Genomic DNA, 14265 nt, shown 5'->3' on the forward strand with positions numbered 1-14265 from the left:
GCCGGCGCTGAGAGCGGCCTTCCCGTGGCAGCCCGGCCCTCGTAAACCCTGATGCCGACCGTTGACGTGCTCAAGTACTCTCGGCCCCGGGCCCTTCACGGTCCCGGAGACGAGGGGGACGCATGGAGCCACGGGATCTCCGTCGCGCAGTCGAGGCGGGCCGGGCGACCGCTGCGGAACTGGGCCTTCAGGTCGACGATGTGATCGTCGTCCACGACTCGGACCGCGTCGTGCTGCGCCTGGTCCCGTGCGAGGTGCTGGCCCGGGTCGCACCTTCGGAGCAACTGGCTGATTCCGAGTTCGAAGTCGAGGTCGCTCGCCGTCTCACCGACGTCGACGCTCCGGTGGCCGAGCTTGAGCCTCGGGTCGACCCGCGAGTGTATGTGCGTGATGCCTTCGCCATCTCGCTCTGGAGCTACTACGAACCTGTGGGACCCGAGATCGCGCCGGCCGATTACGCCGACGTGCTCATGCGACACCATGCCGCCCTGCACCAGATCGATCTGGGCGCACCGCACTTCACCGATCGCGTCGCAGGGGCGCTGAGAGAGGTGAACGACCGGGAGCGTTCCCCCGAGCTGTCCGACGCCGACCGGGAATTCCTCAGCACCACCCTCAGTGGACTGACCGCCGCGATCAGCATCGGGAGCGGGGGCGACCAACTGCTGCACGGCGAGCCGCATCCGGGCAACCTCCTCAACACGAGGCGAGGGCCGCTTTTCGTAGACCTCGCCACGTGTTGCCGCGGGCCGGTCGAGTTCGACCTCGCCCATGCGCCGGAAGACGTGGGAAGGCACTACGCGGGAGCTGACCACGACCTCATCCACCAGTGCCGCGCGCTGGGCTGGGCGATCTTTTCGGCCTGGCGCTGGCGCCGAGACGACCACATGCCCGACCGGGCCCACCGGAGAGTGGAGGGGCTCAAAAGGGTTCACGCCGCACTCGACCGGTGCGGGCTTGACCGAACCCGGGACAGAGGGCGTTCCCGTACCGGTGAACGAGGTGTGCGTCCGTCGGGGTGAGCTGAACGCGAGCCTCCCCCGCCTTTCCTGCTCCGTGGGCTAGGCAGGTGAAGCGTGGCCGATCGCAAGCTCCACCGCCGTCCACCCGCCCGCCGGCCCGGATATCTGGCAGCGGCGGGTGCCTTCGCGGTGGGCATGCTCGGCACGACGCTGCCGACCCCGCTGTACGGGCTCTACCGGCAGCAGATCGGATTCTCCGAGCTGATCGTCACGGTGGTCTTCGCCGTCTACGCGGTGGGTGTCATCGTCGCCCTGCTGGTGGCCGGCGACTTCTCCGACATCCTGGGCCGGCGGCCGATCCTGCTGTGTGCCGCATTGCTGGCCGCGGGGAGCGCGGTGTTCTTCGTGTTCGAGCACGGGTTGCCCGAACTCTTCGCCGGCCGGGTCCTTTCCGGCTTCTCCGCGGGCCTGTTCAGCGGCACGGCCACCGCGGCCGTCCTGGACCTGGCGCCGCCGGGGCGCCGCGCCCGCGCCGCCTTCGCGGCGACCGCCGCCAACATGGGCGGCCTCGGCCTCGGCCCCCTCATCTCGGGCATCCTGGCCCAGTACGCGCCCTGGCCGCTGAAGCTGCCGTTCCTCGTGCACCTGGCTCTCCTCGCGGTCGCCGCCGCGGTCGTCTGGATGCTTCCGGAGACCGTGCACCGCCGCCGTCCTCGGCCCGCCCTGCGACCTCAGGGCATGACGATCCCCCCTGTCGTCCGCGGGGTCTTCGTGCCCTGTGCGCTGGCGGCCTTCGCCGGTTTCTCCATGCTGGGGGTGTTCACCGCGGTCGCTGCGGATTTCATGGCGACCGTGCTGGGCGTGGACAACCTCGCAGTCGTCGGCGGCGTCGTCTTCTCCGTCTTCTGCGCCTCGACCGGAGGCCAGTTGCTCATGGGCCGAGTCGGCCCGGTCAAGGCCCTTCCCCTCGGCTGTGTGGTGCTGGTCGTGGGCCTCCTGTTCATCGGGGCCTCGCTGCTGGTGGAGTCGTTGCCGATCCTCGTCGTCGGCGCCGTCACCGGCGGCGTGGGACAGGGCCTGTCCTTCCGGGCGGGCCTGACCGTGATCGGCTCGGCGGCACCGGAGCTGCAGCGGAGCGCGACGCTCTCGGCGTTCTTCGTCTTCGCCTACGTGGGGATCTCGCTGCCCGTGGTCGGGGTCGGCGCCTTGACGGTGGAGCTGGGGGTGCGCGACGCCGGTCTGGTGTTCGCCGGATGCGTGATCCTGCTCGTCTCCGCGGTGGCCGCCTATCTGAGGCTGCGACCGCCCGCGGTGCGCTGACCTCACGCACCGCCCCCACGCTGGAGTCCGGCCACAGGCAGGAGTCCGCAGGTGTGTGTGTCGTCTCCGATGGCCTGGCGGCGGTGCGTGCCTAGCGTGCGGGATCGGGCACCCGGCTCAGGGACGGCCTGGCCGGGTGCCCTCCCTCACCCCCCTCACGACGGGAGAACGTCATGGCGGTTCGTGACCGTACCCGTGCTCGCCCCCGGGCCGTGCTGCTCGCGCTGTTCGCGCTGGTCGCCGGGGTGTTCGCGGTGCCGGCGAGCGCCTCGTCGGCCGACCTCACCCGGGTCACCGGCTTCGGCTCCAACCCCGGCAACCTCGGCATGTACGCCTACGTGCCCGACGGCCTGCCCTCCGGCGCGCCGCTGGTCCTCGCGCTGCACGGGTGCACGCAGAGCGCGAGCGACTACCACGGCCACTCCGGCTGGGCCGGGTTGGCCGACGCGTACGGCTTCGCCGTGGTCTACCCCCAGACCACGAGCGTCAACAACGCCAACTCCTGCTTCAACTGGTTCCAGTCGGCGGACACCGCACGCGGTCAGGGCGAGGCGCTGTCCGTGAAGCAGATGGCCGATCACGCGACCGCGCTCTACGGCACGGACCCCGACCGCGTGTTCGTCACCGGCCTGTCCGCCGGCGGCGCGATGACCGCGGGGCTGCTGGCCGCGTACCCCGATGTCTTCGCGGGCGGCTCCATCGCCGCGGGCATCCCGGCGGGCTGCGCGCGCAGCCTCGTCGACGCCTACACGTGCATGTACGTCTCGCCCGGCAAGACCCCGCGGCAATGGGGCGACCTGGCGCGCGCCGCCTCGGGCGGCTGGGGCGGGCCGTGGCCGCGGGTGGCGATCTGGCACGGCACGAGCGACACCACGGTGGTGCCGGCGAACGCGACCGAGTCGCGTGACCAGTGGACGGACGTCTGGGGCACGGGCCAGACACCGGCGGGGACGACGACGCTGCCCGGCGGCACGACGAAGGCCTCCTACACGGACACATCCGGCCGCTCCGTGGTGGAGACGTACACGATCTCCGGCATGGGCCACGGCCTGGCCGTCGACCCGGGCACGGCACCCGGGCAGTGCGGGACCACGGGCACGTACTACCCGGACCGCATCTGCTCCAGCTACTACACGGCGCAGTTCTGGGGTCTGATCTGACACCTGCACAGCACCGGGCCCGGCCCCCGGCGGGGCCCGGTGCCCCGGCCCCGAGGCACGGGTGCTGCGCCGCGGACGCGCGGCCGAAGGCGCCGCCTCTCCGCCTCCGGCCCGTTCTTCACCCGGCCAGGACGTCGCGCAGTCGGCGCGCCTCCTTCACCAGGCGGGACTTCGGCGGCCGCGCCGCCACCTCCGCCAAGCCGGGTATCTCTTCGCCCGCTCCGGTGCGGGCGGGCGAGGTCGGTCGCCAGTGCCAGAAGATCACTCAGGCCGTGGACACGCGCGCCGGACGGCAGCAGCCGCGGCAGGATTCCCGGCAGCACGGGCCACACCGCCCTGGCGCCCACCGCCGCCGAGGCGTCCCGCAGCACGGACGCGAGGCGGGAGGCCACCGGCACCGTCAGCTCACCCAGGGCGGCGGCCAGCCGATCGGGGTTCAGCTCTTCGCGCGAGACCATGACGATCAATGCGTCCACCGCGGCGGTCCGGTGCGCGCGGCGCTGGTCGTTCAGCCCGGCGGCCAGTGCACGGTGCACCGCCTCGCCCTTGGGCCCCGGCAGACCCGCCACCCGTTCCAGGGTCCGGCAGTCCAACCCCCCCGCGCCGTTGCGGCTCGTGACGTACCAGGCCCACTCGGCCTGGACCTCCGGATCACAAGGGAGATCTTCCGGGCGGCAGGGGAACACCGAGGGCGCATGGACGGGACTGCGTCCCTTCATGGGCCCGGGCCCTGCCAGCAAGGTGGCGAACGGCTCGGGCCAGGCGCCCGGATCCGTGCCCCGCCCTCCACCGGTCCGGAGCCGGTCCGCCAGGCGGCGCCCCGCGGGCGAAGCAAGCCCCTCCGCGGCCACCCGCACCTCCGGATCGTCCTGCGGTACGGCCCGTAGCAGCGCCTGCGCCAGATCCACCGGGTCCTCGACGGGCGGATCGACCCGGGCAGGGTCTTCGATCTCACCCTGCCCCTCGACCAGGTCGCCGAGGGCTCCCGGGCGATGGACGAGCGACGCGCCATCAAGACCCTCCTCACCCCCTGACACACCCTGTAGAAAGAACGATCATGCAGATCACCCGAAGCTCCCTCGACACCGCCAAGGGCCCCGCCGACCGGTTCACCGGCGACGTCTACATCGACCCCGTCGCCGCGGCCCCCGCCCCGTCCCGGGTCAGCGCCGGCCTGGTGCACTTCATGCCGGGCGCGCGTACCCACTGGCATCGCCACCCACTGGGACAGACCGTCTTCGTCACCGAAGGCGTCGGGCTCTGCCAGCGCCGCGGCGGGCCCGTCGAGGTCATCCGGCCGGGCGACCGCGTCCTGTTCGAGGCGGACGAGGAGTACTGGCACGGTGCCGCTCCGAACCGGCTCATGGTCCACCAGGCCCTCAACGAAGCCGACGCCGACCACGATCTCGTGCACTGGCTGACCCCCGTCACCGACGAGGAAGAGGAATACGCCGCCGTCCCGGCCACCGACTGACCCCGGGCCCGGCCTGTCCCCCCACAGCCTCCTTCTTGCCCACGTCTTCCTGCGAAAGGCACACCGTGACCACACTCGCCCTCGTCGGTGCCGGCTCCGGTCTGGGACTGGCGACCGCCCGCCGCTTCGGTCGCGAAGGCTTCGACATCGCCCTCATCTCCCGCAACCAGGACCGCCTCGACGCCCTCGCCACCGCACTGGGCCGGGACGGGGTCCACGCCCGCGGCTTCACCGCCGACGTACGCGACCACCAAGCCCTGACCGCGGCCCTCGATGCCGCGACCGCCACTCTCGGCGTGATCGAAGTCCTCCAGTACAGCCCCGTACCTCACGCCGACTTCATGAAGCCGGTCCTGGCCACCACCACCGCCGACCTGGACGCCCCGCTCGCCTTCTCCGTCAAGGGCCCTGTCACCTGCGTCAACGCAGTCCTTCCCGGGATGCGGGATCTGGGACGCGGCACGCTGCTGTTCGTCAACGGCGGCACCGCGGTACGCCCTCACCCCGACCGGGCCGGCACCTCGATCGCGTTCGCCGCGGAAAGCGCCTACGCGGCGATGCTGCACGACGCACTCGCCCCGGAGAACATCCACGCCGCCCAACTGATCATCCCCGGCGCGATCAGCCCTGACGCCGAGCACTCCAGCCCGACGGCGCTGGCCGAGCGCCTGTACGCCCTCCACACCGAGCGCGGCACCTTCCGGCACTACGCCGAGCCCCTGCCCGGCTGAACCCCCGGGACGGCACCGACCACCGCACTCCGCCGGGCTCCGGCCAGCGCCGCCGCCGCGCTGCTGCTGGCGGTGACCGCCTGCTCCGACGACACATCCCAGCACGCCGCCTCGCCACCGCCCTCGCAAGAGTCGGCGGGGCGGCCGGAGACCCCGGCATCCAGCAGCCGGCCCGGCTCAGACAGGAACACCCCGATGGACATCCGCGTCACCCTCGACGGGCAGCCCGCCGACGCCACACTGAACGACAGCCCCGCCGCCCGCGACCTTGCCTCCCCGCTCCCGCTCACCCTGGACCTGGAGGACTTCCACGGAATCGAGCGGATCGCCGACCCCCCCACGCGAACTCACCACCCATGACGCCACAGAACCGGCCGCGGCCAAAGCCGGGGACCTCGCCTACTACGCCCCATGGGACAACCTCGCCCTCTTCTACAAGAACGGCCCCTCCGCCTCCGCCGACCTGCTGATCCTCGGCCACATCAACGCCGACGCCGACCAACTCGCCGAGGCGCGGCGCCTCACCATCGAGACGGCCCCCTGACCTGATTCCGGCGCTGCCGGGAGGACACTCGTGAGCATCCTTACGGCGCATCGCGCGCTGCTGGGCCGTCTGCTGCCCGACGACAAACCGGACAATCTTGCCGTACGTCAGGGGCAGTTCCACATCGTGGTCATGGGCTCAGACCGCGTCGTGTGCCTTCCTCGGACCCGGGCAGCGGCCGCCCGGCTGCCCCAGCGGGCGGCCGGACTCCATGCACTCGCCGGTCTCGACCTCGGCTTCCGTACACCTGAGCCGCTGCTCCAGGGCGGCGCCCTTTGCACCGACGAGACGCCGTTCCTGGTACTCAGCCGCATTCCCGGAGAACCGCTGAAGGCCGACGCACTCGTCGATGCCCGAGTGGTCGAGACCGTGGCGGCGCAGTACGCCACACTGCTCTCCGGTCTTGCCCGTGCCGGCGCCGGCGAGGCCGTACGGGCTGGTCTCCCTCAGGCGCCGGAAGGCCAGTGGCGGCAGTTCGCGGAGGACGTGCGGACGGAGTTGTTCCCGCTCATGTCCGGGAGCGGACGCCGGCGGGCCGAGCGGGAACTCGCCGCGCTCGACAGCCTTCCCCACCTCACCCGGGCAGTGGTGCACGGTGACCTCGGTGCCGAAAACGTCCTATGGGAGTGGGCGCACGGCCTGCCGCACCTCTGCGGAGTTCTCGACTGGGACGATGTCACGCTCGGCGACCCGGCCGAGGACCTCGCGGCCATCGGCGTCGGCTACGGCCCCGAACTCCTGGAGCGGGTACTCGCCTTGGGCGGCTGGTCGAACGACGGCCTCTCCGCTCGTATCGACGCGATCCGTGGCACATTCGCCCTGCAGCAAGCCCTCTACGCAATCCGCGACGGCGACGAAGGAGAACTCGCGGACGGCCTGACCGCCTACCGCTGAGGCACTCCAGGCTTCACCGTCGGCCCGCTATCCCTGTGGCTGACCGGGCCAGACGCGGGTGGACAGCACCAGCAGACATCCGTCGGGGTCCTGGACCGTCACGCCCCAGGTGTCCCAGTACGGATTGTGAGCGGGTACCCGTTTGCCACCGTGCTGTTCGAGCCGTTCCACCAGGGTGCCGGGCACCGGTTCGCCGAGGTAGATCACCAGCAGGTCCTCGACGGTGGGCCGCGGATCGACGGGGGCGGCGGGGTGGTGGACGAGTTCGAGGTGCCAGCCGGCTTCGGGCCAGCCGACCATGAGGAGCGAGTGCCGGCCGGGAGTGCCGTCCGCCGTGTGCCGGTACTGGACGTCGAGACCGAGACCGGAGCTCCAGAAATGTTCCTCTCGACGGCGTCTCGTCAGGGCGCGTCCAGGCGCACCACGCACGCCTCGTGCGGGCCGGGTCGCAGTGAGCAGTCTCGCCGCCCACCGCGCCGGCGGTGATCCGTGGACACCTCTGTCAGGCCCTCGTGGGCGAGGGGCAGGTCGGCGGCGGCGTCCGCGGTGTTGACGGCGACCAGGAACCGGGCGGTGCCCTGCTGACGGAGATACGCGAGCACCCCGAGCGGCGCGGGTACGAGCCGCTGGTCGCCGGTGGCCCAGCGCGGGGTGTTCCTTGCATAGCCGCAGCAGATCGCGGACCAGGAGCAGCGTCGACGAGGGATCGGCGGCCTGCGACGCGACATCCGGGCCCGCGCCGGGCGATTCGCCGGCAGCGCGGATCGGCAGCCGCGGAACGGCTCCGGCAGCGGTGAAGCCGGCCCTGGAGGTGGCGTCCCAGCGCATCGGGGTACGAGCCGGATCCCGCCCGGCGCCCGGCTCCACCGACCCCCACGGATCGCGTGCGTGCGCGGGCGGCACGGGGACGTCCGCCATGCCGATCTCGTCGCCGTAGTACAGCACGGGGGTGCCGCGCAGGGTGAGCAGCAGCACGAGCGCGGCCCGCGCCCGGGCGGGGCCCAGGCGGGTGGCGACCCGGGAGATGTCGTGGCTGCCGAGCTCCCGGTTCGGCCAGGCGTCCGGGGGGAGGGCGGCGTCGTAGGCGGCGATGAACTCCCGCAGCGCGGAGGCCGTCCAGGGCAGGAAGAGCAGCTCGAAGTTGAACGGGCCCGCCCCTCACCACCGTCCACCAGCCCCACCGCGACAAGGGCCGCCAGGCCGGGGAGACCCTCCGGGCCCTGCTGGACGGCCGCGAGGTCACCCCCGTACAGCTCCCGGCGACTCTGGTGGTCCGTGCCTCCACGGCGGCCCCGCACAGGGCCTGAAGCACCGACTCGGCATGCGGCTCCGGTTCCGACGCGGCAGACTGGCCCGACCTCGGGACGTCGGGCCCGGTGCGGGCCCCGGCCCCGATGCGTAAACGGCCGGTCTCGAACGCGCCCTGACCGGCGTTCACGAGCTTCTCGCCCGGCGGCCTCTCCAACCGTGGCCAAACGGAGGCGTGTTGCAGGCCTCCGGGCTGACGCCCGGTCGGACTGCGCGTACGTCGGTTCGCCGGGAGCCGGACGGCTATCGTGTCGAGGTCACGACACCGGAGCCGGTTTTGTACACGGGGACAGGATGAGGAGCAAGCAGTGGGGGACGACACGGTGGCTGACGGGCCGGGGCGGCTGATCGCGGGGCGGTACCGCTTGGTGGAGCGGATCGGTCGCGGTGGCATGGGCACCGTCTGGCAGGCCGAGGACGAGGTTCTCGGCCGGCACGTCGCGATCAAGAAGCTGCATCTGCCGCCGCACCTGAAGGACGCCGAGCGTGCCACGCTCTTCGAGCGTACGAGGCGTGAGGCGCGCAGCGCCGCCAGGATCACGCATCCCCACGTCGTGGTCGTGCACGACGTGGTGGACGACGCGGGGCTGCCCTGCATCGTCATGGAGTACGTGCCCGCACCCGCACTCGACGAGGTGCTGAAGAAGGACGGCCCGCTGACCACCGCCGAGGCGGTCAGAATCGGTCTCGGCGTCATCGCGGCGCTGCGGGCCGCGCATGCCGCCGGAGTCCTCCATCGCGATGTGAAGCCCGCCAACGTACTGCTCGGAGCCGACGGACGTGTGGTCCTGACGGACTTCGGGATCGCGGTCGTCGCCGACACCTCCACCCTCACGCGCACCGGAGAACTGGTCGGCTCCGTCGACTTCTGCGCCCCGGAACGCCTCAAGGGCGCGGACCCGGCTCCCGCCTCCGACCTGTGGGCCCTGGGCGCGACCCTCTACCAGGCCGTGCAGGGGCGGCCGCCCTTCCGCCGGGGTACGCCGCTCGAAACCGCCTACGCGATCGCCGTGGATCCCCTCGAACAGCCGGCCGGCGACCAGACGTTGGCTCCGCTCATCGCGGAGCTGCTCGCCAAGGAGCCGGAGGACCGGCCCACGGCACCGGAGGTGGAGCGGCGACTGCGGCATCTGGCGGACACCGGCTTCGTCCCGGAGGCGCGCCCGAGTGTTCCCCGGCAACCGGCGGCCCCCGCGCCGGTGCCACCCCCGGATTACGGAGCGGACGCCGCCACGGTCAGGCACGGGCGCGGACGAGGCCGGCGAACCGGCGTGTGGGCGGCCGTCCTGGCCGTCACGGTGCCGGCGGCGCTCGCCGGCGTGTACCTCGCGCTGCAGGACGACGACAAGAGTCCCGGCAAGGCACGCGGCAAAGAGCCTTCCGCGAGCGCCGCCCCCGAGAAGCCCGGTCCCGCCCCCGTGCCGAAGGGCTACCACCTGGTGCGCGAAGAGGAGTTCGACATCTCCTTCCCCGTGCCGGAAGGCTGGACCCGCAAGGATCTGGACGAGGAAGGCGAGGGCATCGCCTACATAGACCCGACCGGAATGGCCGGTCTGCGTGTCGTCGCCCTCGACTACGCGAGCAGCGACCCTCTGCAGCACATGAAGGACAACGAGGCCAAGTCCATCCAGGAGGGCAAGCTGCCCGGCTACCGTCAACTCCGCATGCAGAGTACGACCTACCGGGAGATACCGGCGGCGATCTGGGAGTTCACCTGGCAGGGCCGCGCCCGCGAGTGGCGCGCCCGGAACCTCGGGTTCGGACAACCGGGGGAGAAGGAGTACGCCATCTACCTCTCCACGCCCAGCGCGGACTGGGATCGCCACGAGCCGGTGTTCGACAATGTGAGCGACGGAATCCGTCTCGGCACCGACAAAGACGGGGCGCGTTGACCCGGCGCCTGCACGCGCGCGTTCGCGCCGCCGGGCGGTAGGAGGTCGCCCGAATCAGGCCCCACCGGGGGAACCTCTCCCGACTCTCCTGGTGACCGGCGCCCGATACCGCGCCCGGGGTCCGCGGTGGAACACCACCCACCCGTGTCCGGCGAAGCCCTTCCTTCCGCCTCGTCGGCACCATCCTGCTGTCCGGTCCGTCAGTCGGGCTGCTTCTCCATATGTGCGAGCACGCGGTTCGAGATCCGGGCGAGCGTGTCGAGTTCTTCCTGGGTGAGGGCGTTGATGAACAGTCGGCGGACGTGTGCGACGTGCAGGGGAGCGGCGTCTTCGATCGCCTTGCAGCCGGCCGGGGTGGCGACGATGAACGCTCCGCGTCCGTCGTCGGGACATTCCTCCTTGGCCACCAGCCCGCGTTTCGCCATCCGCGCGACCTGGTGGGACATACGGCTCTTCTCCCACTCCACCAGCTTCGCCAGGTCCATGAAGCGCATCCGCCCACCGCCGGTTTCGGTGAGTCTGGCCAGCACGAGGTAGTCGGAGGCCGACATGCCGGAGTCGACATGGACCCGGCGGGAGAGCCGCCCGATGAGCCGCTCCTGCATCCGGATGAAACTGTCCCAGGCAGCGTTCTGCTCCGAGGTCAGCCAGCGAGGCGTTGCGTTCATGGAGGGGAGCGTAACGAGGGTGCCGACAGGTCATCTATCCGGCGGACGCGCCCAATTCCGAACCGGTCCTGAAAGTCGTGGACGCCGCGAACCTCGGCACCCTCGCCCCCTCACGGTCTGCGGCCGACCGCGGAGGCGGCTCCCTCCTCTCCCTCGCCCACCCTCCCGTACGCGCCGGCGCGATCTGCCCCGCAAAGGCTCCGGCAGGGGCGGCTCGGCCCGGCGTCCATCCGCCCGACGAATATCGGCAAGTCGACATTTTCGGGCGCTAGTTGACGAGTCAATCATCGTGCTCGTACGGTGTAGTTGTTACGTCAACCATATGAGCGCGGGGCCGCCGGCCACGTATGCGAAGATCAAGAAGGGGAATCCCGTGAGCACCGACAACAAGGCAGGACTCGACGCGCTGCTGACGCCCGAGGAGAGCGTTCTCGTACTGATCGACCACCAGCCGTTCCAGTTCGCCAACCTGAACAGCCACGAGCCGACGATGGTCGTCAACAACGTCGTCGGGCTCGCCAAGGCCGCCAAGGTGTTCGACGTCCCGACCATTCTGACGACCGTTCTGGAGGAGCGCGGGGGCCTTCTCGTCCAGGGAGTGCAGGACGTCTTCCCGGAGCAGAAGCCGATCAACAGGACCTTCATCAACACCTGGCAGGACCAGCGCGTCGTCGATGCGGTCAAGGCGACCGGGCGCAAGAAGGTGATCATCGCCGGACTCTGGACGGAGATCTGTGTGGCGATGCCGGCCATACAGGCGGCGGGGGAGGGCTTCGACGTCTTCGTCGTCACCGATGCCTCGGGCGGCGTCTCGAAGGAGGCCCACAACATGGCCGTGCGGCGCATGGTCCAGGCGGGCGTGGTCCCGATCACCTGGCTGGCCGTGATGGGCGAGTGGCAGCGCGACTGGGCCCGTGAGAAGACCGTCCCGGGTGCCGCCGAGGTCCAGGCGCAGCACGGTGGCGCCTCCGGTGTGGCCTTCGCCTGGGAGATGCAGCTCCTGGCCACGCCCACCGGAAGCGCCGACTGATGTGACTACCGGGCCGGATCTCGGTAGGTCTGGGGCGAGTGTCGACCTCCTGGGTCACTACATGACTCATCCGGCTCACGCCCAGGTGCGGAAGCTCTCGCCGACGAGTGACGGGGACGAACCAGTGGAGGCATCACTCGTTCTGCAAGTCGATGGAAAACAACTGGATTGGGTTCGCGCGGAGCACTGCCCGCGCGAAAAGCACATGGAGGACGCGTGTCAGTCGAAGTGAGTGACGTTCCCGGGGCCAATCGGTACGAGGCCCGGGTCGAGGGAGAGCCCAAGGCCGCGGGCTTCGCGGATTATATCCGTACGACAGAACTTGTCGCGTTCGTGCACACCGAGGTCTTGCCGGAGTACGAGGGCAGGGGAGTGGGGGGAGCGCTGGCTCGCACCGCCCTCGACGAGGCACGTGCCGCGAATCTGCGGGTGCTGGCCACCTGCCCGTTCTTCGCGGGGTGGATCGCCCGTCACCCCGAGTACCAGGACCTGCTGTATCAGGCCCGCAGCAAAGTCAGCGACTGAGAGCGCGGGCATGGCAGCGACGGAGGCGCTATGAGCAGCCGAACCGAGAAGAAGGCGTACGAGGGCACGTCGATCACCGTGACCTTCGAGGCCGGGCGATGCCTGCACGCCGCCGAATGCGTCAGCGGTCTGCCGGAGGTCTTCGACCCGGATATGCGCCCGTGGATCCGGCCGGACGGCGCCGAGGCCGAGCGCCTGGCCGAAGTGGTGCGGCGCTGTCCCTCGGGCGCGCTGCAGTACGCACTCGTGGACGGAGCGGCCGAGACCCCGGACCGGCCCACGCAGATCACGCGCAACGCCGACGGGCAGGTGATCGTCCGCGGCCAGTTGAGCGTGGACACGGCGGCCGGCCCGCGCGCGGAGACGCGGGTCACCCTGTGCGGTTGCGGGCAGAGCCGCCTTCAGCCGTACTGCGACCACGGGGGGCCGTGCGGCCGGACGGCGTCGGGCTGACCGGCCCCTCACACGTAAGCGCCCCAGAAGAACCGGGAGTCGGGAAGACGTCCCTGCCGAGCAGTCAGTAGGTAAAAGCCAGAAGTCCAACCTGGGCGCACCACCACTTTGTCGTGACTATCGAGGAAGCATGACCATGACCGGCAATACCGCGACTGACCTGGCGCAGCGCAACACCGAAATCGTGCGTACCGCAATGCGAGAGCTCTTCGAGGAGAAGGATCTCACCGCGCTCGACCGGTACTGGGCCGAGCCCTGCGTGCAGCACAGTCCCCGCATGCCCAGCGGTCTGGACACGCTCCGCACCGTGGTGCCGGGTCTGCAGGGCTTCTCGTGGGAGCCGCAGCGGATCGCCGCGCAGGGCGACCTCGTATTCACCCACAGCATCGTCCATGGCTGGGCACCGAACCCCGTCGTCATCGTCGACATCTTCCGGTGGGAGAGCGGCCGTATCGTCGAGCACTGGGACGTCGTCCAGGACCTCACCTCTCCGGACGCGACCGTCAGCGGCAACCCGATGGTCTGACGGCAGACCGGCGGGGAGGAACCGACCCGGAATGCTGGCGAGGACTCAGGCCGTTGCATGCTCGGGAATCAGCCGCACGGACGAATGAGCCGGCGGGCCGCCTTGAGGGAACGGAGCTTCCATGGCAGACGTTTTCATCATCGGTATCACCGGCGGCGTCGGTCGACTGCTCGCGCAGGAACTGCGCTCACGGGGAGACACCGTTGGCGGGCTCGTTCGCCGGGACGACCAGCGGGCCGAGCTCGCAGCGCGAGGTATGAGCGCACGAGTCGGCGATCTCTCCGGCATGACCGTGGAGGAGCTGGCGGCAACGTTCGGCGACGCCGACGCGATCGTCTTCAGCGCAGGATCGAATGGCGGGGGCAAGGAGGTGACGAAGGCCATCGACGGCGAGGGGGTGGCGAAAGCGATCGCGGCGGCACGCCTGGCCGGTGTCGAGCGCTTCGCGCTGGTCTCGGTACTCCCGGAATCATGGCGGGAACGCGAGCTCGGCGAGGAGGTCGAGTACTACTTCGCCGTGAAGAAGGAAGCGGACGTCGCGCTCAGCCGCAGTGAGCTGAATTGGCTGATTCTCCGTCCCTCACTGCTTTTCGACGGTCCAGGAGTCGGAACCGTGTCGCTCGGTCCGGCGGAGTTCCACGGCCGGATCACCCGCGAAGACGTCGCCGGCACCCTCGCCGAACTGCTCCACGAGCCCCGTATCGGTCGGCAGATCCTCGAACTCAACACGGGTTCCACACCGATCGAGGAGGCGGTCCGAGCGAATGTTCGCTGACGC

Annotated in this window: 17 protein-coding genes and 2 pseudogenes; 15 read left to right on the forward strand and 4 right to left on the reverse strand. The window is 70.7% G+C overall.

Features of this window, described 5'->3' with window-relative positions; translation table 11 throughout:
• Nucleotides 1-122: 122 nt before the first annotated feature.
• The 6 genes and pseudogenes from ABGA99_RS11780 to ABGA99_RS11805 all read left to right on the forward strand — a co-directional run bounded on the left by ABGA99_RS11780 (nucleotide 123) and on the right by ABGA99_RS11805 (nucleotide 5647).
• Nucleotides 123-1022, forward strand: coding sequence for a phosphotransferase (locus ABGA99_RS11780; protein WP_347582599.1), 900 nt, complete (start codon nucleotides 123-125; stop codon nucleotides 1020-1022).
• Between the two features lie 129 nt (nucleotides 1023-1151).
• Nucleotides 1152-2282 (forward strand): MFS transporter, encoded by a 1131-nt coding sequence (locus ABGA99_RS11785; protein WP_347577784.1) that lies wholly within the window; start codon nucleotides 1152-1154, stop codon nucleotides 2280-2282.
• A 173-nt stretch (nucleotides 2283-2455) separates the two neighbouring features.
• Complete coding sequence (locus ABGA99_RS11790) at nucleotides 2456-3442, forward strand: PHB depolymerase family esterase (protein ID WP_347577710.1); 987 nt, start codon at nucleotides 2456-2458, stop codon at nucleotides 3440-3442.
• Between the two features lie 902 nt (nucleotides 3443-4344).
• A pseudogene (locus ABGA99_RS11795) lies at nucleotides 4345-4476 on the forward strand (IMP dehydrogenase); the annotation flags it as partial.
• Nucleotides 4477-4499: 23 nt separating this feature from the next.
• Nucleotides 4500-4916, forward strand: coding sequence for a cupin domain-containing protein (locus ABGA99_RS11800; RefSeq protein ID WP_347582600.1), 417 nt, complete (start codon nucleotides 4500-4502; stop codon nucleotides 4914-4916).
• A 65-nt stretch (nucleotides 4917-4981) separates the two neighbouring features.
• Nucleotides 4982-5647 carry an SDR family NAD(P)-dependent oxidoreductase gene (locus ABGA99_RS11805; protein WP_347582601.1) on the forward strand — a complete coding sequence of 222 codons (666 nt, stop codon included), beginning with the start codon at nucleotides 4982-4984 and terminating at the stop codon, nucleotides 5645-5647.
• Here the strand turns inward: ABGA99_RS11805 and ABGA99_RS11810 are convergent.
• Nucleotides 5623-5850 carry a hypothetical protein gene (locus ABGA99_RS11810; RefSeq protein WP_347582602.1) on the reverse strand — a complete coding sequence of 76 codons (228 nt, stop codon included), beginning with the start codon at nucleotides 5848-5850 and terminating at the stop codon, nucleotides 5623-5625. The two genes, ABGA99_RS11805 and ABGA99_RS11810, sit on opposite strands and share 25 nt — an antisense overlap.
• On the opposite strand from ABGA99_RS11810, the pseudogene ABGA99_RS11815 reads away from it, so the two are divergent.
• The 3 genes and pseudogenes from ABGA99_RS11815 to vph form a co-directional block, all read left to right on the forward strand.
• Nucleotides 5843-5920: pseudogene (locus ABGA99_RS11815) on the forward strand (hypothetical protein); the annotation flags it as partial. The gene ABGA99_RS11810 and the pseudogene ABGA99_RS11815 sit on opposite strands and share 8 nt — an antisense overlap.
• Entirely contained in the window at nucleotides 5916-6191 is a 276-nt protein-coding gene (locus ABGA99_RS11820) for a cyclophilin-like fold protein (protein ID WP_347582603.1), read from the forward strand. The pseudogene ABGA99_RS11815 and the gene ABGA99_RS11820, both read left to right, overlap by 5 nt.
• Before the next feature lie 30 nt (nucleotides 6192-6221).
• Nucleotides 6222-7085, forward strand: a complete 864-nt coding sequence (gene vph / locus ABGA99_RS11825) for a viomycin phosphotransferase (protein WP_347582604.1) — start codon at nucleotides 6222-6224, stop codon at nucleotides 7083-7085.
• A gap of 27 nt (nucleotides 7086-7112) precedes the next feature.
• Here vph and ABGA99_RS11830 read toward each other — a convergent pair whose 3' ends face one another.
• Together ABGA99_RS11830 and ABGA99_RS11835 are read right to left on the reverse strand one after the other, a co-directional pair.
• Complete coding sequence (locus ABGA99_RS11830) at nucleotides 7113-7514, reverse strand: VOC family protein (protein ID WP_347582605.1); 402 nt, start codon at nucleotides 7512-7514, stop codon at nucleotides 7113-7115.
• Complete coding sequence (locus tag ABGA99_RS11835; protein WP_347582606.1) at nucleotides 7487-7813, reverse strand: hypothetical protein; 327 nt, start codon at nucleotides 7811-7813, stop codon at nucleotides 7487-7489. The genes ABGA99_RS11830 and ABGA99_RS11835 overlap by 28 nt, the downstream gene beginning before the upstream one ends.
• An 888-nt stretch (nucleotides 7814-8701) precedes the next feature.
• Here ABGA99_RS11835 and ABGA99_RS11840 point away from each other — a divergent pair.
• Nucleotides 8702-10285, forward strand: coding sequence for a serine/threonine-protein kinase (locus tag ABGA99_RS11840; protein WP_347577704.1), 1584 nt, complete (start codon nucleotides 8702-8704; stop codon nucleotides 10283-10285).
• 200 nt (nucleotides 10286-10485) lie between these two features.
• On the opposite strand, the gene ABGA99_RS11845 is transcribed toward ABGA99_RS11840, so the two are convergent.
• Complete coding sequence (locus ABGA99_RS11845; protein ID WP_347582607.1) at nucleotides 10486-10953, reverse strand: MarR family winged helix-turn-helix transcriptional regulator; 468 nt, start codon at nucleotides 10951-10953, stop codon at nucleotides 10486-10488.
• Between the two features lie 373 nt (nucleotides 10954-11326).
• On the opposite strand from ABGA99_RS11845, the gene ABGA99_RS11850 reads away from it, so the two are divergent.
• From ABGA99_RS11850 to ABGA99_RS11870, 5 genes are all read left to right on the forward strand, one after another.
• Nucleotides 11327-11983: an isochorismatase family protein gene (locus ABGA99_RS11850; protein ID WP_347582608.1), complete on the forward strand. Its 657-nt coding sequence runs from the start codon at nucleotides 11327-11329 to the stop codon at nucleotides 11981-11983.
• 216 nt (nucleotides 11984-12199) lie between these two features.
• Entirely contained in the window at nucleotides 12200-12508 is a 309-nt protein-coding gene (locus tag ABGA99_RS11855; protein WP_347577701.1) for a GNAT family N-acetyltransferase, read from the forward strand.
• 30 nt (nucleotides 12509-12538) lie between these two features.
• The gene (locus tag ABGA99_RS11860; protein WP_347577700.1) at nucleotides 12539-12961 is read left to right on the forward strand and encodes a (4Fe-4S)-binding protein; all 423 of its coding nucleotides are present in this window, start codon (nucleotides 12539-12541) and stop codon (nucleotides 12959-12961) included.
• Between the two features lie 136 nt (nucleotides 12962-13097).
• Nucleotides 13098-13487 carry a nuclear transport factor 2 family protein gene (locus tag ABGA99_RS11865; protein ID WP_347577699.1) on the forward strand — a complete coding sequence of 130 codons (390 nt, stop codon included), beginning with the start codon at nucleotides 13098-13100 and terminating at the stop codon, nucleotides 13485-13487.
• A gap of 121 nt (nucleotides 13488-13608) precedes the next feature.
• Nucleotides 13609-14262, forward strand: coding sequence for an NAD(P)H-binding protein (locus tag ABGA99_RS11870; RefSeq protein ID WP_347577698.1), 654 nt, complete (start codon nucleotides 13609-13611; stop codon nucleotides 14260-14262).
• Nucleotides 14263-14265: the final 3 nt, after the last annotated feature.

Origin of the sequence: Streptomyces sp. B5E4, assembly GCF_039871555.1 — a bacterium.
Classification (GTDB): Bacteria; Actinomycetota; Actinomycetes; order Streptomycetales; family Streptomycetaceae; genus Streptomyces.

Bases quoted from the DNA above. Each gene is read 5' to 3' on its own strand.
- ABGA99_RS11790 (WP_347577710.1), top strand. From the start codon at position 2,456: ATGGCGGTTCGTGACCGTACCCGTGCTCGCCCCCGGGCCGTGCTGCTC.
- ABGA99_RS11865 (WP_347577699.1), top strand. From the start codon at position 13,098: ATGACCGGCAATACCGCGACTGACCTGGCGCAGCGCAACACCGAAATC.
- ABGA99_RS11780 (WP_347582599.1), top strand. From the start codon at position 123: ATGGAGCCACGGGATCTCCGTCGCGCAGTCGAGGCGGGCCGGGCGACC.
- ABGA99_RS11835 (WP_347582606.1), bottom strand. From the start codon at position 7,813: ATGTCGCGTCGCAGGCCGCCGATCCCTCGTCGACGCTGCTCCTGGTCC.
- ABGA99_RS11870 (WP_347577698.1), top strand. From the start codon at position 13,609: ATGGCAGACGTTTTCATCATCGGTATCACCGGCGGCGTCGGTCGACTG.
- ABGA99_RS11845 (WP_347582607.1), bottom strand. From the start codon at position 10,953: ATGAACGCAACGCCTCGCTGGCTGACCTCGGAGCAGAACGCTGCCTGG.
- ABGA99_RS11860 (WP_347577700.1), top strand. From the start codon at position 12,539: ATGAGCAGCCGAACCGAGAAGAAGGCGTACGAGGGCACGTCGATCACC.
- ABGA99_RS11810 (WP_347582602.1), bottom strand. From the start codon at position 5,850: ATGTCCATCGGGGTGTTCCTGTCTGAGCCGGGCCGGCTGCTGGATGCC.
- ABGA99_RS11800 (WP_347582600.1), top strand. From the start codon at position 4,500: ATGCAGATCACCCGAAGCTCCCTCGACACCGCCAAGGGCCCCGCCGAC.